30 protein-coding genes, 1 other RNA gene, 1 pseudogene and 1 riboswitch are annotated in these 24,083 nt (G+C 43.0%); of the genes and pseudogenes, 12 read left to right on the forward strand and 20 right to left on the reverse strand.

Features of this window, described 5'->3' with window-relative positions:
- Positions 1-64: 64 nt before the first annotated feature.
- Positions 65-157: riboswitch (SAM riboswitch) on the reverse strand.
- 146 nt (positions 158-303) lie between these two features.
- Positions 304-2,358 carry a molybdopterin oxidoreductase family protein gene (locus Y79_RS0104260; RefSeq protein WP_016936575.1) on the forward strand — a complete coding sequence of 685 codons (2,055 nt, stop codon included), beginning with the start codon at positions 304-306 and terminating at the stop codon, positions 2,356-2,358.
- Positions 2,359-2,441: 83 nt separating this feature from the next.
- Positions 2,442-2,726 (forward strand): hypothetical protein, encoded by a 285-nt coding sequence (locus Y79_RS0104265; protein ID WP_016936576.1) that lies wholly within the window; start codon positions 2,442-2,444, stop codon positions 2,724-2,726.
- A 45-nt stretch (positions 2,727-2,771) separates the two neighbouring features.
- Here Y79_RS0104265 and Y79_RS0104270 read toward each other — a convergent pair whose 3' ends face one another.
- Complete coding sequence (locus Y79_RS0104270; protein WP_016936577.1) at positions 2,772-2,975, reverse strand: hypothetical protein; 204 nt, start codon at positions 2,973-2,975, stop codon at positions 2,772-2,774.
- Between the two features lie 176 nt (positions 2,976-3,151).
- Here Y79_RS0104270 and Y79_RS0104275 point away from each other — a divergent pair, with 176 nt between their 5' ends.
- Both Y79_RS0104275 and Y79_RS0104280 read left to right on the forward strand, forming a co-directional pair.
- The gene (locus Y79_RS0104275; protein WP_016936578.1) at positions 3,152-3,730 is read left to right on the forward strand and encodes a MarR family winged helix-turn-helix transcriptional regulator; all 579 of its coding nucleotides are present in this window, start codon (positions 3,152-3,154) and stop codon (positions 3,728-3,730) included.
- Entirely contained in the window at positions 3,723-4,013 is a 291-nt protein-coding gene (locus Y79_RS0104280; RefSeq protein ID WP_016936579.1) for a hypothetical protein, read from the forward strand. Before Y79_RS0104275 ends, Y79_RS0104280 begins: the two co-directional genes overlap by 8 nt.
- Positions 4,014-4,044: 31 nt before the next feature.
- On the opposite strand, the gene yobK is transcribed toward Y79_RS0104280, so the two are convergent.
- From yobK to Y79_RS0104310, 6 genes are all read right to left on the reverse strand, one after another.
- Positions 4,045-4,503, reverse strand: a complete 459-nt coding sequence (gene yobK / locus Y79_RS0104285; protein WP_016936580.1) for a type VII secretion system immunity protein YobK — start codon at positions 4,501-4,503, stop codon at positions 4,045-4,047.
- A gap of 14 nt (positions 4,504-4,517) precedes the next feature.
- Positions 4,518-6,320, reverse strand: a complete 1,803-nt coding sequence (locus Y79_RS0104290; protein WP_016936581.1) for a T7SS effector LXG polymorphic toxin — start codon at positions 6,318-6,320, stop codon at positions 4,518-4,520.
- A gap of 331 nt (positions 6,321-6,651) precedes the next feature.
- Positions 6,652-6,984: a chaperone CsaA gene (csaA, locus tag Y79_RS0104295; protein ID WP_016936582.1), complete on the reverse strand. Its 333-nt coding sequence runs from the start codon at positions 6,982-6,984 to the stop codon at positions 6,652-6,654.
- Positions 6,985-7,052: 68 nt separating this feature from the next.
- Complete coding sequence (locus Y79_RS0104300) at positions 7,053-7,763, reverse strand: AraC family transcriptional regulator (RefSeq protein WP_016936583.1); 711 nt, start codon at positions 7,761-7,763, stop codon at positions 7,053-7,055.
- 51 nt (positions 7,764-7,814) lie between these two features.
- Positions 7,815-8,381, reverse strand: a complete 567-nt coding sequence (locus tag Y79_RS0104305) for a TetR/AcrR family transcriptional regulator (protein WP_016936584.1) — start codon at positions 8,379-8,381, stop codon at positions 7,815-7,817.
- Positions 8,381-9,100 carry an MBL fold metallo-hydrolase gene (locus Y79_RS0104310; RefSeq protein ID WP_016936585.1) on the reverse strand — a complete coding sequence of 240 codons (720 nt, stop codon included), beginning with the start codon at positions 9,098-9,100 and terminating at the stop codon, positions 8,381-8,383. The genes Y79_RS0104305 and Y79_RS0104310 overlap by 1 nt, the downstream gene beginning before the upstream one ends.
- Positions 9,101-9,324: 224 nt before the next feature.
- On the opposite strand from Y79_RS0104310, the gene Y79_RS0104315 reads away from it, so the two are divergent.
- Positions 9,325-9,846 (forward strand): CcdC protein domain-containing protein, encoded by a 522-nt coding sequence (locus Y79_RS0104315; protein WP_016936586.1) that lies wholly within the window; start codon positions 9,325-9,327, stop codon positions 9,844-9,846.
- A gap of 28 nt (positions 9,847-9,874) precedes the next feature.
- Here Y79_RS0104315 and czrA read toward each other — a convergent pair whose 3' ends face one another.
- On the reverse strand, positions 9,875-10,180 hold the full coding sequence (czrA, locus tag Y79_RS0104320) for a Zn(II)-responsive metalloregulatory transcriptional repressor CzrA (RefSeq protein ID WP_173363131.1): 306 nt from the start codon (positions 10,178-10,180) through the stop codon (positions 9,875-9,877).
- 218 nt (positions 10,181-10,398) lie between these two features.
- On the opposite strand from czrA, the gene Y79_RS0104325 reads away from it, so the two are divergent.
- Positions 10,399-11,064, forward strand: a complete 666-nt coding sequence (locus tag Y79_RS0104325; RefSeq protein WP_016936588.1) for a lysozyme family protein — start codon at positions 10,399-10,401, stop codon at positions 11,062-11,064.
- 63 nt (positions 11,065-11,127) lie between these two features.
- Here Y79_RS0104325 and Y79_RS0104330 read toward each other — a convergent pair whose 3' ends face one another.
- Together Y79_RS0104330 and Y79_RS0104335 are read right to left on the reverse strand one after the other, a co-directional pair.
- On the reverse strand, positions 11,128-11,667 hold the full coding sequence (locus Y79_RS0104330) for a DUF420 domain-containing protein (protein WP_016936589.1): 540 nt from the start codon (positions 11,665-11,667) through the stop codon (positions 11,128-11,130).
- 144 nt (positions 11,668-11,811) lie between these two features.
- A complete protein-coding gene (locus tag Y79_RS0104335; RefSeq protein WP_016936590.1) occupies positions 11,812-12,594 on the reverse strand; it encodes a VLRF1 family aeRF1-type release factor in 783 nt (260 codons plus the stop codon).
- 189 nt (positions 12,595-12,783) lie between these two features.
- On the opposite strand from Y79_RS0104335, the gene Y79_RS0104340 reads away from it, so the two are divergent.
- Both Y79_RS0104340 and Y79_RS1000000120330 read left to right on the forward strand, forming a co-directional pair.
- Positions 12,784-13,287: a hypothetical protein gene (locus Y79_RS0104340; protein ID WP_395941011.1), complete on the forward strand. Its 504-nt coding sequence runs from the start codon at positions 12,784-12,786 to the stop codon at positions 13,285-13,287.
- A gap of 66 nt (positions 13,288-13,353) precedes the next feature.
- Positions 13,354-14,330, forward strand: a pseudogene (locus tag Y79_RS1000000120330) (S66 family peptidase).
- Between the two features lie 33 nt (positions 14,331-14,363).
- Here the strand turns inward: Y79_RS1000000120330 and Y79_RS0104350 are convergent.
- The 7 genes from Y79_RS0104350 to Y79_RS0104375 all read right to left on the reverse strand — a co-directional run bounded on the left by Y79_RS0104350 (position 14,364) and on the right by Y79_RS0104375 (position 20,039).
- Positions 14,364-14,756, reverse strand: coding sequence for a hypothetical protein (locus Y79_RS0104350; RefSeq protein ID WP_029575224.1), 393 nt, complete (start codon positions 14,754-14,756; stop codon positions 14,364-14,366).
- A gap of 162 nt (positions 14,757-14,918) precedes the next feature.
- A complete protein-coding gene (locus tag Y79_RS0104355; protein WP_016936592.1) occupies positions 14,919-15,785 on the reverse strand; it encodes a 3D domain-containing protein in 867 nt (288 codons plus the stop codon).
- Positions 15,786-16,020: 235 nt separating this feature from the next.
- On the reverse strand, positions 16,021-17,799 hold the full coding sequence (recQ, locus tag Y79_RS0104360; RefSeq protein ID WP_016936593.1) for a DNA helicase RecQ: 1,779 nt from the start codon (positions 17,797-17,799) through the stop codon (positions 16,021-16,023).
- A 102-nt stretch (positions 17,800-17,901) separates the two neighbouring features.
- A non-coding RNA gene (ssrS, locus tag Y79_RS1000000120620) (6S RNA) lies at positions 17,902-18,087 on the reverse strand.
- A gap of 224 nt (positions 18,088-18,311) precedes the next feature.
- A complete protein-coding gene (locus Y79_RS0104365) occupies positions 18,312-18,938 on the reverse strand; it encodes an FMN-dependent NADH-azoreductase (RefSeq protein ID WP_016936594.1) in 627 nt (208 codons plus the stop codon).
- 145 nt (positions 18,939-19,083) lie between these two features.
- Positions 19,084-19,575 (reverse strand): TraR/DksA family transcriptional regulator, encoded by a 492-nt coding sequence (locus tag Y79_RS0104370; RefSeq protein ID WP_016936595.1) that lies wholly within the window; start codon positions 19,573-19,575, stop codon positions 19,084-19,086.
- 83 nt (positions 19,576-19,658) lie between these two features.
- The gene (locus tag Y79_RS0104375; protein ID WP_016936596.1) at positions 19,659-20,039 is read right to left on the reverse strand and encodes a hypothetical protein; all 381 of its coding nucleotides are present in this window, start codon (positions 20,037-20,039) and stop codon (positions 19,659-19,661) included.
- 92 nt (positions 20,040-20,131) lie between these two features.
- On the opposite strand from Y79_RS0104375, the gene Y79_RS0104380 reads away from it, so the two are divergent.
- Positions 20,132-20,365, forward strand: coding sequence for a hypothetical protein (locus tag Y79_RS0104380; protein WP_016936597.1), 234 nt, complete (start codon positions 20,132-20,134; stop codon positions 20,363-20,365).
- Here Y79_RS0104380 and Y79_RS0104385 read toward each other — a convergent pair.
- On the reverse strand, positions 20,352-20,834 hold the full coding sequence (locus Y79_RS0104385; RefSeq protein WP_016936598.1) for an Hsp20/alpha crystallin family protein: 483 nt from the start codon (positions 20,832-20,834) through the stop codon (positions 20,352-20,354). The genes Y79_RS0104380 and Y79_RS0104385 overlap by 14 nt on opposite strands.
- A gap of 73 nt (positions 20,835-20,907) precedes the next feature.
- Here Y79_RS0104385 and Y79_RS0104390 point away from each other — a divergent pair, with 73 nt between their 5' ends.
- Together Y79_RS0104390 and Y79_RS0104395 are read left to right on the forward strand one after the other, a co-directional pair.
- A complete protein-coding gene (locus tag Y79_RS0104390; protein ID WP_016936599.1) occupies positions 20,908-21,180 on the forward strand; it encodes a hypothetical protein in 273 nt (90 codons plus the stop codon).
- Positions 21,177-21,410: a hypothetical protein gene (locus Y79_RS0104395; protein ID WP_003153785.1), complete on the forward strand. Its 234-nt coding sequence runs from the start codon at positions 21,177-21,179 to the stop codon at positions 21,408-21,410. The genes Y79_RS0104390 and Y79_RS0104395 overlap by 4 nt, the downstream gene beginning before the upstream one ends.
- 44 nt (positions 21,411-21,454) lie before the next feature.
- On the opposite strand, the gene Y79_RS0104400 is transcribed toward Y79_RS0104395, so the two are convergent.
- Positions 21,455-21,799 (reverse strand): PH domain-containing protein, encoded by a 345-nt coding sequence (locus tag Y79_RS0104400; RefSeq protein WP_003153783.1) that lies wholly within the window; start codon positions 21,797-21,799, stop codon positions 21,455-21,457.
- A 374-nt stretch (positions 21,800-22,173) separates the two neighbouring features.
- On the reverse strand, positions 22,174-22,377 hold the full coding sequence (locus tag Y79_RS0104410) for a DUF6501 family protein (RefSeq protein ID WP_007407979.1): 204 nt from the start codon (positions 22,375-22,377) through the stop codon (positions 22,174-22,176).
- A 182-nt stretch (positions 22,378-22,559) separates the two neighbouring features.
- On the opposite strand from Y79_RS0104410, the gene Y79_RS0104415 reads away from it, so the two are divergent.
- Positions 22,560-24,047 (forward strand): aldehyde dehydrogenase family protein, encoded by a 1,488-nt coding sequence (locus tag Y79_RS0104415; protein WP_016936601.1) that lies wholly within the window; start codon positions 22,560-22,562, stop codon positions 24,045-24,047.
- Positions 24,048-24,083: the final 36 nt, after the last annotated feature.

The raw sequence follows: 24,083 nt of genomic DNA on the forward strand, positions 1-24,083 counted from the left end.
AAGGAAAGAGATTCATATACCGTCTTTATCCGCTTGCAGCGCACAAATATGTATAGACCATTCTTTCCTATCTTTCAAGCATACGCTTGCTGGAATTGGCACAATAAATGTTGCCGAGGTTTCATAGGGCCAGTCCCTCCACCTCTCTTGATAGAAAATAAAATGATGAAATTGTCAGGCTTTTAAAAAGAATAAACTCATCATAGATAAGTCTTTCCGTGATGTCAACACTTTTTTTCTGAATTGACGATCTATTTCGAAATGTTATAATGCTTACAATATAAAAAAAGAGGGGAAATGGCTATGAATTCTGCTGCGAAACAGCCAAACGGCGTCTTTAAGTCGGTGTGCTCACTGGACTGTCCCGATCAATGCGGCTTACTTGTGACAAAAAAAGACGGAAAAATCGTTAACATTCAGGGAGACCCGGATCACCCCGTCACATCAGGGAATATTTGCAACAAAGTCCGGCACATGGCTGAGCGCATTTATGATGAAAAACGTTTAACCGTCCCGTTAAAACGGATCGGCGAAAAAGGCAAAGCTGTGTTTGCGCCTATTTCATGGGACGAAGCAATCAATACGATCAGTGCGCGCTGGAAAGAGCTTATTGCCGAAGAAGGAGCGGAAAGCATTCTCCCGTACAGCTTTTACGGCAATATGGGAAAACTGGCGGCAGAGGGAATGGACCGCCGTTTTTTCCACCGACTCGGGGCGAGCCAGCTCGAACGGACGATCTGCAGCAAAGCCGGATCGGAGGGCTATAACTATACAATGGGAGAAGGCGCAGGTACTGATCCGGAAGAGACCATACATGCAAAGCTCTTTATTTTCTGGGGAATCAATGCCGTCAGCACGAATATGCATCAGGTCATGATTGCTCAAAAAGCCCGGAAAAAAGGAGCTAAAATTGTCGTTATCGATGTACATAAGAACCAAACAGGCCGGCTTGCCGATTGGTTTATTCCCATTCGCCCCGGCACAGATGCCGCACTCGCTCTCGGTATCATGCATGTTTTATTTGCCGAGAACCTTCACGATGAAGCATTTCTCACAGAGTACACCGAAGGCAGTGAAGAATTAAAAGCGCATGTCAAACAGTATGATCCTGAAACGGTTTCTGTTATAACAGGCGTTAAAGCAGACGATATCAGACGACTTGCGAGAATATACGGCGAAACCTCCCCTTCCCTTATCAGGATCGGAAACGGCATTCAGCACCATGACAATGGCGGAATGATCGTCCGCACCGTCGCCTGCCTTCCGGCTGTGACAGGACAGTGGCTCCGCACCGGGGGAGGCGCAATCAAGCACAACAGCGCGATATTAAACTATAACAGACAAGCGCTCCAGCGGCCTGATCTGCTTTATGGCAGGAAGCCAAGATCATTTAATATGAACAGGCTCGGAAGCGTTCTTTTAGAAACAACACCGCCCGTGCGCTCCCTGTTTATTTACGGTACGAATCCCGCAGTGGTTGCGCCGGAAGCGAATAAAGTCAGAAAAGGCCTGCAGCGGGAGGATTTATTTACAGTCGTTCACGATCTGTTTTTAACGGAAACCGCCAAATATGCGGATATCGTGCTCCCTGCTTCATCCGCCTTTGAAAACACGGATTTTTACACGTCTTACTGGCATCATTTTATTCAGCTGCAAAAACCGGTGATCGAACCATATGGGGACAGCAAATCGAATACGGAAGTGTTCCGTTTGCTTGCCGGGGCGATGGGCTTTACCGAGCAGGAGCTTCAGGATTCCGATGAAGAATTAATCAGACAGGCGCTGGACTTTCCCGCCAATCCGTATATCGAGGATATTGATTATGATTCGCTTTCATCTCATTCTTTCATGAGAGCCAATCGGAAAAAACCGCTTTTTCCTGGCAAGCTCAAGACACCGAGCGGAAAAATTGAGTTATATTCTGAAAAGATGAAACAGGACGGTTATCCGGCGCTGCCGACGCACATCCCTCTTGAGAGCGATGATGATTTCCCGCTGTTATTTGTCCCGGGACCGAATCATAACTTTTTAAATTCGACATTTTCCAATAATGAAAAACACGTAAAACTGGAAAAAGCGCCAAAGCTTTTTATTCATACAAAAGATGCTGAGCGCCGGAACATCGAAGACGGGGAAACCGTGAGAATTTGGAACAACCGCGGCGAATGTGAATTGACAGCTTCAGTCGGCGAACAAGTGCTTCCCGGCGTTGCAGTCAGCCAAGGGCTTTGGGCAGACGCGGATGATAAAAAACAGCTGGTCAATTCACTCACTCCCGATCGGCTTGCAGATATGGGCGGAGGCGCTGTTTTCTTCTCCGGAAAGGTACAGGTGGAAAAGATCGGAAAGCAAAAATAAGCTCCCCCGGTCTTACTGAAAGTGAATCCTTTCGGCGGATTTGACCGTATAAAACATAATGACTTTTATTGGAGGTTTGCTGTATGGATATTATTACCGGCATTGGCATCGCTTTAGCCGGATATTTCATAGGAGACGGATTAAAAAACTTTAAATCACCTGATCCTCATGAACACACTGACCAAATTCTCATCAAAGAAAAAGATCTTCACTTCTACATTGGCTATTATTTAGGAGTGACTAAGGAAGAAGCAAAACAAATCGTGCCTGACACTTCCGACATTCCGCATATCACCAGAAACGGAAAGCGGTATGTACAGAAAACTGCATTACGAGAATGGCTGACTGCCATGCTGGAAAAAGAATAACAGCTGCCGTGAATAGCGGGAAGAGAGTTCTCCTCTTCCCGTTCATTAAGATTTGCCGCCCTGCCTCTCTTCAACCCCAAACATACGACAGATATCGTTCTTACTTAACGAAACATCCCCTTCTTTGGATTTCAAATAAAACCCTTTCGTATATAACCGTATGACTTCCTCATATGCAAGCTCATGACGAAGGAGCGCCATTAAACGCCCGTCTTTTTCATACTGTTCTGACCAATTCACTTTCTGCATGCCAAACACCTTCTCGCATTTATTATATTTATTTCACCTTTTGAAAACACTCCGACTGCCTGTGACATTTGTAAAACAGCCGTACCTCCCCCTTTTAGTCACCATATTGACTTATTTCCCATTTCAATGTATATTATAATTGTCAACATGGTGACAATTTAGATTGGAGATAACTTATGGATATTAATTTACTAATGAAAGAACTGCATTTTATGCAACAAAGTTACGCATCACTGTTTTCGGTTGTCAATAAGGTGCAAACTCGCGGAGACGAATACTTAGAAATGTTGACTTCCCGACAGCACATGACTCTTATCGCTATTGCCCATTTACCGACGGAAGATACCACACTTATGAATATCGCTAAAAAGCTGGGCACAACAAAACAAACCGCTAACAAGCTAATTTCAAGCCTCGCGAAAAAAGGATATGTTCACACTGTGCCAAGCAAACTGGATAAACGTGCAATCAATATTGAGATTACCCCTGAAGGAAAAAAAGCGTTAGTTTCCTGTTCAGAAAAATCCACCTATTTTTTAGCGGATATGTTTCATGAGTTCACAACTGAAGAAGTTGAAACATTCTGGAGGCTATTGCAAAAACTTTATCGTTTTGATGGTGAAGAACAGGATGGTTTTGAAGAAAAAGCACATTTGAAAGTTGAAGACCAGGCTCAATTCATCTCAGATAACTATGAGGAAAAAATCATGGCTGAATTTTCAAAACGGCGATACGGGAGTGGAGACGATGAATAATATGCTTTATCGAAAAGTAAAAGAGGCAGAGAATAAGATAAAGGAAAAAAGCTATGAGCTGAAAGATAAAATTGATCAATTTATTTCTCATGCCAAATATAAAATTCATCGCAAACGCAAACTGGACCGAGCCGGCAATTATATATCAATTGCCATTGGACTCTTTATCCTAACTGCCTCGTGGCTGACCGAAACACAATGGCTGCTTTGGATAGGTGCGGCGAGTATTTTGAGCAATGCCTGTTTGCTCATTATAAATCCTGTTAAAAAATTAAAAACCTGAAAAAAGCTCTCTAAAAGAGAGCTTCCTTTTATTAATCGTCCCAGTCTTCATCTTCTTCCCAGTCATCTTTCGCTTCCTGAATCTTATTATAAAAAAATTCAATAAAGCTTTCTGCAACAGTATCTTGATAACCAATTACCCTATCCCATTCAACTACAGGACATTCTCCGTCTTTCATTTTATTCGTATCTAGACAGTAAGCAAAGTAATCAACATCTTCAATAACCACAAGTCCATCAGTAAGGCCATTGTGTTCTTTATATTCATTAGTTCTATTTACAACTGATGCATGATCAAAGTTGTAGCCTAAAACTAAAACACCGAATAAACCGCCAGCACCGTATTTTTCTAAAAACCATTTATAACTAATAGGAAGTTGGCATTGAAGTTTTTCTTCAATGCGAGTTATGTTTTCATGGCTTGCACCCTCTGTGAATATAGCATTTTGTTTGTTTTCATTAATAAAGTTTTCAACCTTCGAATAAATCATTTAATTTAAACACCTCAATTCTCATTCTCAAATTGTTTCGCTCTCCACTTCCAATATCTCTTTCGAAAGCTTTCATACTGTGCTTTTAAAATCTTATCATTTCTAAAACTTTCACCATCAGTCTTAAGCTTATGAATCACATCACTATATTTTGTATGTAAACTGTTTGGGATTTCAAGCATTGGGCCAGGTTCTTCTTGAATCAAGTGATGTAAATTAATCTGTGTGCCATCTTTTGCATAAGGAGCATTGCCGTTTTTCATAAGCTGAAGATTTGTTGCGCCAAATTCTGTTTTTTGGTTAATATCAATATCTTTCATAGTATACACTCTGCGGCTTATGTCTTTAACTTTTCCTTTTGCTTTTACCTTGCCCTTAACCTCAAAGGCACCGTACTTTTCTTTATTTAACCAAGGAAGGTTTATTTCTTGACCGGTAAACGGCTTTCTCGTTCCATCCGGGATTTTCTTTGCATTGGTCAAAAGTTCATTTTTAAGGTTTTGGCTGTCAACCACATTGTATGGTACGTTATCAGCTAGAGCAAGTTTATACTTCGGGTTATAGGGAAGCAGATCTGGAAGGTTTACATCCTTAAGTTTCTTCCCTGCCTGTCCTGCCTTGTTTATGACCTTCCCCGCCGCATCAGCTTTGTTAACGGCTCCTGCTCCTTTCGTTCCGACGACGGCCACAGCCACTGAACCGACCGCATATGTCACCCATCTTGACCTGGAATACGCATCTCCGTTCACCATATCTTTTTGATACGATTCTTCTATTGCTGTTGCAATAGCATCGTATGTTTCAACTGGATGAAGCACTGCATTCCCCAGTGCTGACAAGGTTTCTCCCGGATCGGTTATGAAATCCCATAAACCGGTTACCGTGTCTTTCCCGACATCACAAAGACCGACGCCAGCTCCTTTTAAAATATCCCAAGTCACTTCTCCGGCTTCTTCCATCTGTTTTGCTTGTTCAAGCTGAATGACATATTGCTGCTGGGCAGGTTCAAGATTCTCGTAACCGATCTTCTTCGCAATTTCCAAGTATTCCTCCGGATCGGTCACACCGTCAGCGAGTTTTTTCTTCAGATCCTTGATTTCCCGCTCTTTCACTTCTTCCTTTTTAATCGTCAAATAAGCATCCGAATGTCTTGCAATCTCGTCTTTTTTCTTATGTATGCCACTTTCTCTGTACGCCTTGGCGTTATAGTGAAGTGGTGTTGCGTTTTTCCCTTTACCCGTGGCATTTTGGAGCTGTTGAAAGTCGGCTTGAATGAACTGTTCATTCGCTTCGGTTTCTGCGTATTCTTTCGTTAGATCATAATCAAGCTTTCCGAGCTTGTGTATGGTATTGTCCCGTTTCTTATCTGCTGACTCAAGCTTTTGATCGACACCTTCTGTAGAGAAAACATCAAGATGAATGATATCGCTGATTTCATCAAGGATACCTTTCATTTCATTGCGCTGCTCCTGCATGATGGCTTGTGTTTTATTCTTCGCATGAATCAGCTCGTGTTCTAAAAATGACTCTTCCACAAACGAATCGGCCAATCCGGCATCAGCTACTTTTCCTGAAAGACTGTTAAGAAAAGCAATCTTCATATCGATCAGATCAAGCCAGCTGTCTGTGACACTAGCGTGATCTTGGAAAAAAGCTTTAATGTTGTCAGCGCCTTTACCTGAAAACTCACTTTCATCTAGATCAGCCATTCCCTGAAATGCTTTTCTGAGATTGATAAATTGTTCTCTAATCTGATTGTATTGTTTTGCCCGCTTTTCTGCAGCTGAGATTAACGAGTCTGCTTCAAATACCTTCATTTACGTCTTCTTTCCGCTTCTTTCCGTCTAAATTTTACCATAGGATATAAGATAAGCTGAACCTCTTTCATTTGCCGCACTGTTTTATGCAAGATCATAGAATTTGAACAAAACCTTACACCAAGTAGTCATGGTGATCGGCAAAACAAAGCCAGATATAACATATATTAAAATATCTCTTGCATTTCTACAGCCGACATGCTATATTCATATAGCGATGAGCTGAATTGTGTAAGCCGATGCACATGCCCTTGCGGCGCACACGAATGTGGCGTGTGGTGTATCGCCTCAATACGCAAAAGACGTTTGCTTCTGCAAACGTCTTTTTTTATTATCCGATTTTCGTTCCGTTCGGTACAGTCTGCTCGGGCGTAAGCAGGACGACGTCTCCTTTTTCCGGGATGCCGCCGAGAACGAGAACTTTTGACTTGAATCCGGCGATCCGCCGCGACGGAAAGTTGACAATAGCGGTAACCTGCCTGCCTGTCAAATCACCTGGCGCATACCGTTTTGTAATTTGGGCGCTTGATTGCTTTATGCCGATTTCTCCGCCGAAATCTATTGTCATCTTAATGGCCGGGACCTTTGCTTCCGGAAACTCTTCTGCTTTTACGACCGTTCCTATTCTGAGATCAAGCTTCATAAAATCTTCGATGACTGCCATGTCAAAAACTCCTTTTTTACAATCATGATACCAAAAAAAGACACAGTTTATTTAACCGATCTTTGGGCTTATTTATCTGTTTGAAAGGTGTTTCGATAGGCGCGCGGTGTTATTCCCTTATGTCTGACAAACCACCTGGTAAAAGAAGACAAATTTTGAAAGCCGACCTCATGACTGATGTCTGTCAGCCGGCATTTTGTTTCAATAAGCAATTGTTCCGCTTTCTTCAGACGGAGCTCGGAAATATAAGCTTGCGGGCTTTTCCCCGTCTTCCTTTTAAACCAGTCTGAATAATAAGCCGGATGGTAATGTTCGATTGCGGCAAGCTCTTTAATAGTAAAAGTCTTTGAGAGATTTCGGCGGATATACGTGATTGAATCATTTGTATGGCTTTCTTGTATCTTTCCAGCAATATATTCTGCGAGCAGACTCAATGAATGAGACGACTGCTGCTTTGCCTCTTCTGTCAGCAGAAACCGAATCGAAGTCCAAAAGGAATCAAGCTTATTGATCACACCGGGGTCAAATGAGCCTCCTAAAAAATATGCCGGCATGTCAAGAACGAGACATTCATTTCGCTCCAAAGAACGGAACCGGTGTTCATGTCCTGGCGGAATATACAGCATTTGATCCGGTTTTAATCTCACCTCACGTCTTTCTGTTTCCAAGTCCAGCTGTCCTTCGAGAGGAAAGAGCATTTGACAGTATGTGTGAACATGGGAATCAAAAATATGTGAATAAGTGCGCCGCTCACAAACGATGTTCTGTAATGAATCCATTTGCCCCTCCTTTTTGGATAATCTGTTTCGTTTTTAGTTTACATAATAATATTATTGTTTATTTAATTGTAAACCCCTTAAAAAAGCAACAACGGCAAACTTCCGGCTTTCCTTAATTGATTCAGTCAATTCAAATGCACTCTGTTTCCTCAGCGCAGCAAAACCGTGAAGCAGGCTTCTCAGTCCTCTTGCGGCATGGATTGCGTTTTCGGGACGTGCATAACCGTTTGCTGTCAGCAGCCTGACAACAAGATTCACAAGCTGGCTGGACAGATTCTCCATTCGGCCGTCTTTTATTTTTTGAAATGTTGCTTCATATAATCCGGGATTGGCTTCAGCGAAATTGATATAGGCATCAGCAAGTGAAAGCATGACCCTTTCACCTGTCAGTCCTTCTGAGGATGCCGCCATGTTTTCATATAACATGGTTAAACCGGAGACGGCCAGCTCTGTCTTAATTCCTTGAAGACCATTGACAAAATTATAAAGGGAAGGCGGTTTTACGTTTAAGGACTTTGCAACGGCCGCAAGCGTCACTTCATTCAGCCCTTTTTCGTCAGCGATGCCTGCTGCGGCTCTCAATATCATGTCCAGGCTCATTCCGACTCTCGGTGACATTATAATCGGCCTCCCCGCAGGCTTCGTTCGGCTTCATCAGCAGCCTCAGCCATCATTTCAGCAGGATGATAGAGAACATTTCCATGACCGGCGGCCAGACAGCTTGGTTGATGAGCGATAAGCGTTCTTGCTGTTTTTACAGCTTCTTCTTTATTCCAGGTAGCAAAGGCGGGAAACGGAAATCTCCATTTCAGCTTTCCTGAAACCGCAAGGCCTCCCCGTACTTGAAAGGCATCTCCGACGATCAGCATATCATCTCTCAAATCTTTAAAAGCAAGACTCCCCGGCGTATGACCGGGAGCGGGGATGACAAGCAAAGATCCGATCCGCTCGCCGCCTTTCAGCAGGCGATCAGGTTCGGTCTGAATATTTTTCGGCACTCCTCCCTTTATCGGCGTTTGTGCTTCATGCTCAAATAATGAAGTGTCACCTTTCAGCAAGAAAGAATCACGTTCAGAAATACAGACATCAGCATCCGGAAATTCCTCAGATAATGAGTCAAGCGATCCGATGTGATCTCCATGCGCGTGGGTGAGCAATATGGTATTCAGCGGTTTCCCAAGCTGCTGCAAAGCTTGTTTGATTCCTTTATGGCTGTTGGGAAGGCCGGCGTCAATCAGGGTTACCCCTTCTTCCTCCTCAACCAAATAACAATTCACCGGGAAAAGCACCGGAAAAAAGGTCAGCTGCCAAACGTTTCCGTATTGTAAGGTTCTCATCAATATCCCCCTAAAACTAATGTTATTAGTTTTATTATAACTAATACCGTTAGTTTATCAAGCGTTTTCTGTTTAAATCTTAAAAAAGACGCGGGCGCTTCTCTCATGCCAAAAAAAGAAACGCGCATACTGTGATAAAAGATGCTTTCAGCCTGCGAATAAATCAGACTACTAAAACCAGACGGATAAGCATACACTACTCAACGGAGGGGGAGTTCCACATCATGCATATCACACTTCAAAGCATCTGCCCTGTCTTAATGATTGCCTTTTTTCTGTATAAAAAGGTGAAACGGTCCGTCGGCTTTCAGCCTTTGAAACCCCGCTGGCTTTATACAAGAATGATTTTATTTTCATTGCTGGCCGCCGCTCTGGCGTTTTTCAGCATCACACACCCGGCTTTATACGGGTATCTTATATTCGGCACTTTTTGCGGCTGGCTTCTGGTTCTGTTTGCCAAACGAAACATTTCTTTTGAAGAGCGCCGCGGAAAAATGTATTTTCGGACTCATCTGTGGATTGAACTTATTCTATTAACGTTATTCCTATCGAGATTTGTTTATCGGGTTATTGAAATTTACCGGGTCACAGCGGATTTTACCCATCCGGAGGCATACAGCCAAACGGTCGGCGCAGATCCGCTGACCATCAGTGTCTTTTATTTCATCGCTGTTTATTACAGCGGCTTCTCTTTTTATGTTTTAAAAACGAGCAGAGACCAGACAAATAACAGTCAATACGGCTGACATCCCTGTCTAAAAGCAGGGATGTTTTTTAATCGTGCCGCGTATGGTGAATCATTTGCTGAAGCACATCTAACACATGTTCATCCTCAGGAGAATAATAGATGGATGTTCCTTCTCTGCGTGATTTGACGAGGCGCAGATTTTTAAGAAAACGCAGCTGATGAGAAACGGTAGACTGCAGTAAATTCAGCTTTTCTGCGATATCATTTACCGCGTGCTCACCCTGTGACAGCAAATGGAGAATTCTGATTCTGGTCGGATCAGACAGCGCCTTAAAAGTCTGGGCAACCAAAAATAATGTTTCCTCATCTAAATCGACAGCGGGGTCATTCATGTTTCCGGATTCGTGAAATTCAGTCATATACCTCACCCTTCTTTTCTCAAGTAGCCCAATTATACCAAATGTCAATTGATGCAGATACATCCTGTGCCTGACAAAAGAACCGTTATTTTAAATTTATGTTTCAAATACGGGTTTCTGCTTGGTTTCGCGCATTCATCTGTGTCATAATGAAAAAGTCATAATGCTCCTGAAATTGAGGGTGAAACACAGTGGAGAAAAAGAAAAAAGGCTGTTTCGCTGCTGCGGGTCTTATGATGATATGTGTTTTTGTCATGGTGTCCTTCTTTCTCATCCTGTTATTTTCAAATAATGAATTGCTCAAAAGTCTTCCGTTTGATGTCAAACCGATCGTGCTTGAACGGCTGACGGATTACAAACCGCTTGTGGAGGACGAGCTGGATGAAAAAGGGCTCACTAGATATACATCGCTGGTACTCGGCATGATATATCAAGAGTCAAAAGGAAGAGGAAATGATCCCATGCAGTCTTCAGAATCTCTGGGTTTAAAGCGAAATCAAATCAAAAACCCTCAAACCAGTATCAAACAGGGAATCAAACAATTCACTCTCATGTACCAAACAGGCAAGAGAAAAGGCGTAGACTTGGATACGATTATACAAAGCTACAACATGGGAGCCGGCTATATTGATTTTGTGGCTGAACATGGAGGATCTCATACTGAGGAACTGGCAAAACAATACTCCGAGCAGCAGGTCAAAAAGAATCCGAAACTTTACACTTGCGGAGGGAACAAAGGCAATTTCCGTTATCCCTACTGCTATGGTGATTACACGTACGCAGAAAAAGTAAAAGCAAAAACAAAAACCGTTGAACAATCCTTAAATGTAACAACACTTGAAACGCTTGAAGAGTAAAAGGCGCCTTGTCTGAGGCGCCTTTTTTCAATAGAAAAAAACCGCGCGAAGCACGGTTTTTTTTTAATAATACGGCGATATCATTAAGTATACAATGACACCCGTCAGACTGACATACAGCCAGAGCGGCATCGTCCATCTGGCGATTTTTTTGTGGCGCTCCACCTGCATGCTGAAACCTCTGATCAGCGTAAACAGCGCAAGCGGCACAATGATGGCGGAAAGGCAAATATGCGTAATCAAAATAAAGAAATAAATCCCCCGAATGATGCCGTGGCCGCCGAATAAAGTATTCTCAGCTATTGAGTGATACACGACATAGCAGATCAAAAACAGCAGAGTCGTCGTAAACGCCGCCAAAATAAAGCGTTTATGCGCTTGAATATTTTTTTGCTTAATCATAAAGAGCGCTGCCAGCAAAAAGATAAAAGTAAAGCTGTTAAAAATGGCATTTAACATCGGCAGAATATGAATATTGGCAATGCTGACCTGACCCGATTTCGGCATAAAAAACAGCACCGCAATTAACCCGTTGATCAAAACGGTCAATGTCAGCACGATACCGGTATAACTTTTAGGTTTGTTGTTTTCTGTCTGATTCATCTTATGACCTCTCTCAATTTTACTGACTATCCAAATGGTATGAGAATTCAGCTTTGATGTCAACGGTTTCGCCCGCTTCGTCAGAAATTAGACAAACTTAAGCCCTAAAAAGACCGGGTGTTTGAGACCCGGCCTTTCGTCATATTATGCTTCCTTCAACAGTTCTTCTATCACCTTATGTTCGTTTTCATTCAACAGATTTTTTGGAATGACCCGATCAATCGGTTTGTTCATATGCTGATCGAGAATATCGGCTGTTTCCTTATCTCCCGCGATTACGAGGCGCTCCCATTTATGTGATGCGGCCTTTTGATCAAGGTTTGAAGCCAATCGTTTATACAGCCTGTTTTGATTTTCTTCGACGTGGGCTTTGGCAGCATCTTCGGCCATTGATGCGGAGCTCTCGCTTACATCCTGCGGTTTCCAGGATTCATTGATGACGTCGTATTGATAATGCTCCACCCCTTCAATTTTTCCGAGTACGATTTCGATAATCTTCACTTCATTTTGCTGGGTGAGAATAAAAGCCGTGCTCGGATATTGTTCACGGAGAAGTTCCAATTGGTCAAGAACGGCCGTTTCTTCCCAATAAAACCGTGTTTCGACAGGCACCTGCAACTCAATCGTCTCCCAGATACCGCTTTCTCCCGATGCAAAAAATACGAGACTTCGCGGCATTTCTTTACCGAGCCCATCGATATATTGATAGACACGTTCCATGATGCGGACGAGGGATTTTTCTTCTTTTGGATCACTGACAGACAGATACTCCTTTAATCTCCGAAAACCGGTTTTTAAAGCGATTTTCCACTCTCCCCCCTGCTGATCCGGATTTCTCATATCCGTATTTACATATAAGGAAAGCATTTTATCAGGAGATTCCGTCATTACGTACTTCAATTTGCCGATGAGTGATTCAATTGCCATCATAGATTCCTCCTTTTTCCGCTTCTCCCTGTTCCTTTCCCTATCCCGGCCTCCTTAAAAACGTCAATCTGCATATATACGGCAGACTTTTCTAAAAAAGTTTTTGCAAAACCCATTTACAAACCAAGACATCATTTACTACAATGGATACTTGTGTTTGACTATGACGTTTTACGCTGTGAAAGGAGTATGATTTTGTTTACTGCAGAAGAAAGAGATCAGAAAGAGCTGGAAAAAGAGCTTCATAAGCTTGAATTTCAGATTTTCAGAATGCGGGAGAATCTGATAGATGTATCAAAAGACGCGCGAGTGCTTGGTATTGATCAATCGAACAATGACGATTGGATCATTGTTTCCTCGATTGATGATGGCCAAACATGTAAGATTATGCTGACTGACTGTGAATCAGCCTACCGGGGAAGAGGATGTTTTTCACTGATTGCTTCCTATTATGAAAATGCCATTCATATCGGGGACATTAAAGGCCCGCCGAACCACGGCTACGGTTCGATCTGCATGAAATTTTTAAAACATATCGCCAGGGAGCAGAATATCCCGAAAGTGACGGGCGACATCGCTAAGCGTGATTGGGATCATGTCGACAGACTCGTTCATTTTTATGAAAAGCATCAATTTGATGTCTGGATTGACAAGGATACACAATCAGGCGGCATTAAATGGGTCGACCTGTAAAAAAGTGATATAAAAACCCCCTTTTCTATGGTGTAATAGATAAAACCATATAAGGAGGGGTTTTTTTTGTATCCGGAAAAATTGAAAAAAGGTGACGGCATTCGTATTGTTTCTCCGGCAACGAGCATGTCCGTTATGACAGATGAAAATATAAATGCCGCGAAGACAAAATTGGAGGAGCTGGGTTTTTGTGTCTCTTTTTCAGAGCATTCGAAAGAAATAAATGAATTTGATTCATCATCCATTGAATCGCGTGTCCGGGATCTGCACGAAGCTTTCGCTGATCCTGACATCAAAGCGATTTTGACGACACTCGGCGGGTTCCAATCAAATCAGCTGCTCCGTTATCTTGATTATGAAACATCAAGCGGCACCCGAAAATCCTTTGCGGCTATTCAGATATTACCGCCCTTGGCCATGCCATTTATCAAAAAACCGGGCTTGTCACATATTCCGGCCCCCATTTTTCTTCATTCGCCATGAAAAAAGGATTGGACTATACGATTGACTCTTTCTTAGCCTGCTGCGCTTCTGATAAGCCGTATGAAGTAAAGCCTTCGGCCGAGTGGAGTGATGATAAATGGTATATGAACCAGGAGGACAGACGTTTTTATCCGAATCCAGGTCCGCTCGTTATTCAACCCGGTTATGCGGAAGGAACACTGATCGGAGGAAACCTCTGCACCCTGAATCTTCTGCAAGGCACGGAATACTTTCCGGAGATGGAACAAGTGATTCTGTTTATAGAAGATGATCATATGTCTGACATTCATATGTTTGATCGGGATTTGCAGTCACTCATTCATCTTCCCGCTTTTTCAGCCGTGAAAGGAATTGTCATCGGACGGTTCCAGCATGCTTCAAATGTGTCTAAGGAGGCTCTGCGTGCCGTCATCCGTACAAAAGAAGAACTGTCATCCATGCCTGTTATCGCAAATGCTGATTTCGGCCATACCTCCCCTTTGATGACATTCCCGATCGGAGGAACATGCAGGATAGAAGCCGGCGCAGAAGGCGGACGGATATGGATCGACCGGCATTAACACAAAAAGACGGGAAAACAGCCCCGTCTTTTATTATTTCGGTGTCTTATGCCGCGGCGTTCGCGGAGCGATCATAATTCGTCCGCCAGCCGCTGACGTCACCCATACGGAAGCTCCTTCATAAAAATGGCTGATCTCTTCATTATATACGGCGTGTGTCAGTTCACGTTTATCATGCGTTCCGTCTTGGTTTTTTACGTTTAAAATAAGTACAAGCTCGTGTCTGCCATTATTCATTACGCCGGTATGTCTCACCTTTTCAATAACGGCTGGCCTTCCTCTCCCTCTGTCAAGCGCCTGAAACAGCCTGACAGCAGGCATAGACAGTCCGATAACGAGCACAATGGCGCAAGCGGTGCATATTCCTGCTTGAAATATCGGTGATTCTGTGAAGGCATTCCACAAACATATAAATTCCGGCTCCATCAGATTCATACATCCCTTCAGATTCCGTTTTCACATCCATTCCTTATTATATTAGAGAAACGCTTTTTCTTTTTCAGCATATAACGATTATACACAGACAAAAAAGGGAAGAAAAAAAGAACACAAAGCATTTCGCCTTGTGTTCTTCATCTCTATATGAAACTAGTCTAACACTTTAACATTTACTGTTCTGACGCCCCAGTTGTTAGCGTCACTTTTCTTTGCAACAAATACGTCAATTTTATTTCCTTTAATTGCGCCGCCTGTATCTGCTGCTGTTGCCACTCCGTAACCTTCAACATAAACCTTGGAGCCAAGCGGAATGACACTAGGGTCTACCGCGATGACTTTTGCATCAGGGTTTTTGTTTAGGTCAACACCGGTTGCCGTTACACCGGAAATGCCGCCGTCGTTAGCGGAGTAAGCAGTTGCAGTCATTGTCAGCTGCTTTTTAGGCTCTTGTTGGTTTGTATTTGATTGAACAGGCTGCTGTTTTGCTTCGACAGCCTTCACTTCTTGTTTAGGTTGTTGTTCTTGAACAGGTTCTTGTTTAGGCTGCTCTTTTTGGACAGCTTCTTGTTTCGGCTGTTCTGTCTCGGCAGCTGGTTTTTGTTCAGGTTGCGGCTGGCTGGCTTGAGCCGGCTGTGCAGCCTGCGCCTGACCTTTCACCTTTAATGTTGTGCCTGCGTAAATGATATCTGATTGCAAGTTATTCAAGCTTTTCAGATTACCGACTGATGTTCCGAATTTCTGAGCAATTTTCCAGAGGCTGTCGCCCTGCTTCACTGTGTACTGCCCAGATGTGGTTGTTTCTACTGAAGAAATAGTCAGTTTCTCTCCTTCAATGATTAAATCAGAAGATAACTGATTCCATTCTTTTAAGTCCTTTAGGTTCACTCCGTTTTTTTGCGAGATCCCCCAGAGCGTGTCACCCTTTTGCACCGTGATTTCTTTAGCAGAAGCGTGAGCTCCGAATGCAGTTGTTGAAATTGCTGCAACTGCGACAAAGGACATAATCGTCTTCTTCATAAGTAAATCCTCCCTTGTTAGCTTTTTATTGGCGGCTAACAGGTGATATCGTAACATATGAAAATGTCAGTTCAATAACAAAACGATTTGAATTAGATTACAGTTCCTTTACATGAAACATTTCTCTCACTTGGTAAGTCTTGCTGAAACCTTGATACAGCAAGGGTTTTCAAGCTTCTGATTTTTCCGGCGCAGATGAAAAACACAATGTGCAAATTTCTATAAAAACTTTTTTTCACTCTGTTTCTCTTACATAATTTCGGATTTCTTCTAAAAAAAGTGCTCCGTATTTCAATCGTTTTTGTTCCCCTACCCCCTTTACGGAAAGAAGATCATGATCCGTTTTCGGGAGTTTCGCCGACATTTCTTTTAACGTCTGATCCGAGAACACGACAAATGGAGGCACGCCCTGTTCCGCTGCGATCTCTTTGCGGAGACGCCGGAGAATCTCAAATAATTCATCATTTTCGGTGACGGCGGCGGCCTGTAAGGCTTCTTTTCTCTCGACTGCGCGTTTTCCAAGCAGAACGTCCCTGCCTTTTTGGGTGACCATAAGCGTCGGAAAAGTCCCGTCTGCCATTCTGATGTATTCATCTGAAATAAGGAATTCGATAAAATCACTGATTTCCGCTGCGGTTTGATGCTTCATAATGCCGTAAGTGGACAGGCTGCTGAAGCCGTTTTCCAGCACTTTTTTATTTTTCGACCCGCTAAGCACTTGCGCCACCATCGTTTTTCCGAAACGCTCATTCATTCTGATGATGCATGACAATACCATCTGCGCTTCTTTAGTGACGTCATGCGCGCTTCTTGTATCAGTGCAATTGCCGCATGCTCCGCAAGCTTCCGCCTCATTCTCGCCGAAATATTTCAGAATAAACCGCTGCAGGCAATCTTCGGTATGACAGTAATCCACCATCTGCCTCAGTTTTTTGAGATCCTGCTTTTGTTTTTCTTCTCCGGCAGCCGATTGATCTATCAAAAAACGCTGCACCATAATATCCTGCGGCGAAAACAAGAGCACGCACTCGCTATTGAGGCCGTCGCGTCCGGCTCGCCCGGCTTCCTGGTAATAGCTCTCCATATCCTTCGGAATCTGCGCGTGCAGAACGAATCTGATGTTGCTCTTATCGATTCCCATTCCAAAAGCGGACGTAGCAACCATCACTTGTATCTGATCGTTAAGAAACCGCTCCTGCTGATCTTTTCTGTCATCATCCGCCAATCCGCCGTGATAACGGCCGGCATTGATGCCGCTGCGTTTTAATTTCTCATATAAACGGTCCGTTTCTTTTCTTGTTGCTGTATAAATAATGCCGGCTTCGTGTTTATTTCTTTCCAGGTACTGCTCGATAAAACGGTCTTTGTTTTCGCCCTTTACGACTTTGAATGTTAAATTCTCTCTGGCAAAACCGGTATACACAGTTTGTTCTTTATTGATGTGAAGCTGCTTGCAGATATCATCATGAACCTCAGGCGTAGCCGTCGCCGTTAATGCGATGATGACGGGCGGCTCTTTTAATTCATTAAAAAGGATTTCGATATTCCGGTAACTCGGCCTGAAATCATGCCCCCATTGCGATATACAGTGAGCTTCGTCAATGGCGACAAGAGGAACCGTAATATTCTGCAGGATGTGAATGAATTCAGGAGAAGTCAAACGCTCCGGCGTGATGTAAAAGAGCCGGTAAGCCCCTTCCTTCAAACCGGTCAGGCGCTCATGAATGTCACGGCTTGTCTGAGTGCTGTTAATATAAGCTGCCGCGATACCCGCTTCTTCAAGCGCGTCGACTTGGTCTTTCATTAAGGAAATAAGAGGGGAAATAACGATTGTGGTTCCTTCAAACAGCAGTGCGGGAATCTGATAGCAGATTGATTTTCCGCCCCCCGTCGGCATAATGCAGACCGTGTTTGTTCTCTCCTCTGCAACTGATTGTATCGCCTGTTTTTGCCCCGCGCGAAGGCTGTCGTAGCCAAAATAATGCGCCAGAAGGGATTCGGCTTTATCCAGCATATGTCGTAAAACCTCACTTTGTCTTTGATTCTTTTATTTTATCATACTGATAAAGTACGCTGCTCAAGGTCAAAATAAAAAGCCATCTCCGCAAGGGAAATGGCTTTCGCTACGTATGCCGTACGCAAGTAAGAAAGTTTTAAACCACCACTCCTCAAAGTGGGTGTTTGCAGAAGCGTTCCTGTCGTCCTCTGCAATGGAGGCATGACATTCCAGCTTCGATATAAAACTCCCTATTACAGCTTAAAGGTTAAAACTTAATTAACAATACGAACAATGTAGCTTCTCTTATATCCTACACCATCAGTCGTATTTTGGCAAGGGGGTTAATTCTTTTACAGAAAACCTTTTTTCTGTGCAAAAAATGCTTTTTTCTCCATAAAAGTTGTTTTTTCGACAAAATATCAATATATCAATATAAGATTGCTGCGAAAGCTGTCACCAGTTTCTTCTATATATAATAGAAAAAACTCTCACACCCTAAAGGGGTGTGAGAGTTTTCGGCAATTAGATTAGAATTTTGCAGCCAGATCTTTCGCTTCTTGCAATCCTTTTTCAACGATCGCTTGAGCATTATCAGGCGCAGCATTATGGCCTTCAACGACAACAGTGTGAAGATCTTGAACTCCCCAGAAGCCGAGAACAGTTTTCATGAAGTTTAATGACATTTCAAGAGATGCCATCGGTCCTTCAGAATATACGCCGCCGCGTGCGTTTAAGAGCGCTACTTTTTTATCTCCCATCAGACCTTTAGGGCCTTCAGGCGTGTATGTGAAAGTAACCCCTGCGCGAGACAGGTAATCAACATAAGTATGAAGCACAGCAGGCACTGTGAAGTTCCAAAGCGGGAATGCAAACACGACTTTGTCAGCTTTGACAAATTGGTTTAAGTAAATGTCAGCTGTTGACGCTTGTTTTTTCTCTTCGTCTGTCATTTCAATTCCTTTTGAAGCTTTGAATGTTCCGTTAATCATATCTCTTCCGAGGTAAGGAAGGTTTTCTTTATGAAGATCAAGTTCAATTACTTCATCATTCGGATTGTTTTCTTTATAAGCAGCGAGAAACGCTTCATATAATTTTACTGATACGCCTTCTTCAGCCGTACGGTCACTTGATTTTACAAATAATACTTGAGACATTCTAAATTCCTCCCGGTAATCTTTTAATATTCACTTACAAATAGTATGTTACTTTCTTTTTTATATAAAGTCAACGTTTTTATTTCGATTCTGAGATTTTTTTATGGAATAAAAAAACAGGTACATGTGAATGTACCTGCTGATATTATTGTGAATCCTGCTCGCGATCCAGAATTTCGTAAGTTTGTGAGTTTTTTTGATCAACGGTTTCTTTATTTGAGAGGTCTTTCACCTGCTCATGAAATTCCCTTTCATATGAAGGGGCGTCTGTTTTCACATCCCCCTCTGCTTCCCGTTGCGCATCAACGGTCATTCTGGCGTACGGAACGGCTTCAAGCCTTTCATAAGGGATTTCTTTTCCCGTTTTTTCGCATATTCCGTATGTTCCTTTATCCATCCGCTCAAGCGCGGCATTCACCTCATCTAAAAGATTCTGATCGACTTCATCCAAAGTTTGGTTCGTAACCCTGTCCAAATAAATGCTTCCGTGATCAGCTAAGTGATTATCTACTCCGTTTGACAGTTCTCCCGTGTCTTCCCTCATTGAATGTTTTTCTTTTGATTCTCCTTGAAGACCGTCCTTTAAATCGATTAATTTATGATAAAGGCTGTCCCGCTGTTCTTTTGATAATGACATATTCAGCATCTCCTTTTTCGTCTGTATTCCTGCTGCTCTCAGTTATTACATACCCTCGAAAAAGGCGGCTGAAACAATGGGTCTCAATGTGTTCTCCCCCTGATGTTGACACTCGGTGTCTGCTGTTTTGTCTGTCTTTTTTCTTTCACAGAATCATTATCCTGGTTGTCCCTAAATTCTTCAGCGCCGGCTTTTTTAAGCTGGTGCTCCGGCGTATGGTATGTGGCGCCGATATTCAGCACACCGCTCATCTCTGTTATACTCAGCTTTTCAAAGTCAATGTTGTATTCCACTTTGTCCACTTTGACGCTCTCGATATGGACATACGTTTTTTCCCCTTCAACCGTTTGCGGTTCAGAATGACATTTATTCTGCAGCTCATCAAGCTGCTGTTCCACTTTCTGAAGCCTGTCTAATTCTTCTTCACATACTTTTTTGAAAAGCTCTTTCATTATTTTTTTCAAAGAAAATCACTTCTTTCCCCGTCACTCTTGGAAAGTTCTAGGCGTCCCGTATTGCGAATATATAAACATGGTATACAAAAAGGAGGTGAATGATGATGTTTTTTCCATCCGTTATTAACTTTGAGCATATAAAAATAAACGGAATCAGCAGCGGAGCGGCTTTTAACACCGGTTCTTCCGTTATACTGAGGCGCACTGCCGCTAATAAAAGAAATGAAGGATATGGTGAACAAAGCGGAGATTGCACTGTTGTCGCTATCCCCATCATGAGTATTGATGATTCAGATCTGATAGACGGCACCGCAAATAAGGTCAGCCTTCGATAATAATATGGCTTGCATCCCCCAAATGTTTAGCAATTGATATATATAAAATTCCGTCTTTGAATACCGCCTGCATCCCCTTCGTTCCCTGAGCGGAATGAGGAAGGTCGAGTTTTTTTTCGAAATCGCCGTATTTTCCGGTCTTCTGTTTAAAATCCTGTTCATTGAAGAAGGATTTTCTCGTGCCTTTTACGACAATATATTCTCCGTAAGACAAAAGCTGAACATCTTGTTTCCGATAGCCGGGCAGATACAGCAAAAATTGGAGTTCATCATGGGTTTCCACTATATCTATAAGAGGAAAAGCATCCTCATTTCTTCTCATTTGCCCATCTCCCTGCTGAAAGGGAAAATGAGAATGACCGTTTTGAAATGATTTCAATTGTTCATCATCAAAAATGTTTTTCCAAAAATCACCGCCAGACATGTTTTGCGCCATTTCCATCCATTGCTTCATCTTGTCGAAATCCATTTTTTTATCGTCCTCCTGTCTAAGCATACGGTCATAACAGCCGGCATACACCTGTATTAAAGGAGGTTTGCCTGTGGTTCAACCAACTCCATATATCAATATTAATATTTTCATGTTGAAAATTAATTCCTTTGAAAATGCTTCAGCGGTGAATGTCGGACAGAATTTACTGGCGGAATGGCAGAATTCCGATAAAAAGAATCAGGGGTACGGACAGAATTTCGGGGATGCTAGCGGCTTTTTCGGCACGAATGGGAAAGTGGATGACAGAGATCAAATTGATGCTCCGTCTACCTTCGAGTCAGCATGCGGCAAAATCCCCGCCGGGAAAGGAGACCCATTATGATGTTTTCGCCGGTTTTGGTAAATGTAGGGGGCTTTAAAGTGAATGCGGTCGACCGCGGCTCTTCCATTACGATCGGCCCGTATCAGCAAATCGATTATTTTTTATCCAATAAGATTAACTATGGCTTCGGTGAAGAAAACGGTGATTTGGCGCCGATTTATATCCCCATCAGTTCTATTGCTGATCCGGATCTCATTGATTCGAACTCCGGAAAAACAAGCATTATCTAATAAAAAAGCCATCCGCCTGCATTCGGATGGCTTTTATGTCATATTTAGCTGCATAAGTATTTTGTTAAAATGGCTTGAACCTCGGTCAAGTCCGTTTCTTTTGCAAATTCCAATTCGAATGTTTTTCCCCTTGTCATTAATACGAGGCCCGTATCAGGATCAAACATCCCTGCTTCTTGAATGGCGAAGCTTTCAATTGTTTTATATGGAAGGAAGACGCGCACTTTCTTTTTGGAGAACATTTTATTATCAAAGAAAATCACTCGTTTATTTGTAAAGCATATTTGGTCAACCCGCAGTTTATAAATCGTTTCAATCCGTTCTCCCTCAACGAGCAAAGCCTCCAGCTTTTTTGTGTCGGTTGATCTGCTGACAGAAAAAATTCCCAATGAAGAACCCCACTTTCTGCTTCTATACTATATTTTATCAAATACATAAAAAAATAAGTTCTTTATCCCTATATAAGAATACGACATAGACAGCATTTAAACCATTACGAACAGATTACATTTTCAGAACGTTCATCGGATAAGCCTTTTCGCGAAAGGTGCTCTGTTATGAAGTAATACGGTTTTGCAGAAGAAAAGGTTTCAAGAAAACCATATTTTTTTCGAAAAGTCAGTTTTTTTCTTATCGCCGTAAAAAACCGCGGCCTCTGAATGCCGCGGTTTCAACAAAACATCAACGATCTGTATCTTCAATTGTTCCTTATTTGTCTGTGCCTTTTTCCGAACATGCTGAAGCAAAATTAATTCATTCAGCTTTAGACTTCTTCAAAATACTCTTTGTAGAAGCCGCCGACTTTATTTGTGTTGTCCACGACAAAAATAAATTCTTCTGTTTCATTTTTGACTTCATACTCTTTGCCGGGCGTCAGTACGTTTTTGACAATGTATTTTTTCGCATCTGTATGTACGCATTTTACCTTTTTAACACTTTCTTTTGTCTGCCAATTATTATGAATCATCTGTAAAACTCCTTTTCTTCATCGATAAGCTTATTGTAGCCGTTTTTTCTTGTGAATTGCAATAACGGTTATCAATTGATTTTACCTGGGTCTGTATTATAGAATGACTGTATGCGCTTACTTTGCGCGGACATCAAGATGCTCAAAACAGACCATAAAAAATTTCGGGAGGTTTGTTACGAATGAGTTCTTTAACGATGCAGATCACAAAAAGGCTGGAAACATTTTTGCAAGGCACGAAGAAGCTTTATATTGACGGAAAATTTGTTCCGAGCGCTTCAGGATCAACCTTTGTCACATCGAATCCGGCAACCGGAGAAACTTTGATGACGCTTTACGAGGCACAGGCAGAAGACATTGACAGTGCAGTGAAAGCGGCACGCAAAGCCTTTGATCACGGCGAATGGCGCACAATGCCGGCCGCTTCCAGAAGCAGGCTGATGTATAAGCTTGCTGATTTAATGGAAGAGCACAAGACTGAACTCGCGCAGCTTGAAACACTTGATAACGGAAAACCGATTAATGAAACGACGAATGGAGACATTCCGCTGGCAATTGAGCATATGCGTTATTATGCCGGGTGGTCCACAAAGATAACCGGACAAACGATTCCTGTCGCCGGCTCATATTTTAATTACACCCGCCATGAGCCTGTCGGCGTCGTGGGGCAAATCATCCCTTGGAACTTCCCGCTCCTTATGGCGATGTGGAAAATGGGCGCCGCCCTTGCCACAGGATGTACAATCGTTTTGAAACCGGCGGAGCAGACACCGCTGACCGCCCTCTATTTAGCTGAATTAATTGATCAGGCGGGCTTCCCTGACGGCGTCATCAATATTGTTCCCGGGTTCGGCGAGACGGCCGGGGAAGCGCTGACCAACCATGACGATGTCGATAAACTCGCTTTTACCGGTTCTACAGAAATCGGCAAAAAGATTATGGAGAAGGCCGCGAAAAGTATCAAGCGCGTAACGCTGGAGCTTGGCGGTAAGTCACCTAACATCATTTTGCCTGACGCCAACTTGAAAAAAGCCATTCCCGGCGCTTTAAACGGGGTCATGTTTAATCAGGGGCAGGTATGCTGTGCCGGCTCCCGTGTCTTCATTCACAAAGATAAATATGATGAGGTCGTAAGCGAAATGGTTTCATATGCGAAATCGCTTCGGCAGGGAGCCGGTCTTCACCAAGATACGCAAATCGGTCCGCTCGTCAGTAAGGAACAGCATGAACGCGTGCTTTCTTATATTGAAAAAGGAAAAGCAGAAGGCGCCAAAGCCGTTACAGGCGGAAGCTGTCCGTTTGAAGAAGGGTATTTTGTCTCCCCGACAGTATTTGCGGACGTGGATGACAGCATGGCCATCGCAAAAGAAGAAATTTTCGGCCCGGTTTTAGCCGCTATTCCGTATGATACGGTAGATGAAGTCATTGAGCGTGCGAACCGCTCGGAATACGGCCTTGCAGCCGGACTTTGGACTGAGAATGTGAAAAACGCCCATTACATTGCTGACCGTCTCCAGGCCGGCACCATCTGGGTCAACTGCTACAATGTATTCGACGCGGCCTCTCCTTTCGGCGGCTATAAGCAATCCGGCCTCGGACGGGAAATGGGCTCTTACGCGCTGGATAATTATACAGAAGTGAAAAGCGTCTGGATCAGTCTGGAAGATTAATAAAACGAGAAACTGCTGCCTGCCAGCAGTTTCTTT

It is taken from the genome of Bacillus siamensis KCTC 13613, from assembly GCF_000262045.1.
In the GTDB taxonomy this organism is placed as follows: Bacteria; Bacillota; Bacilli; order Bacillales; family Bacillaceae; genus Bacillus; species Bacillus siamensis.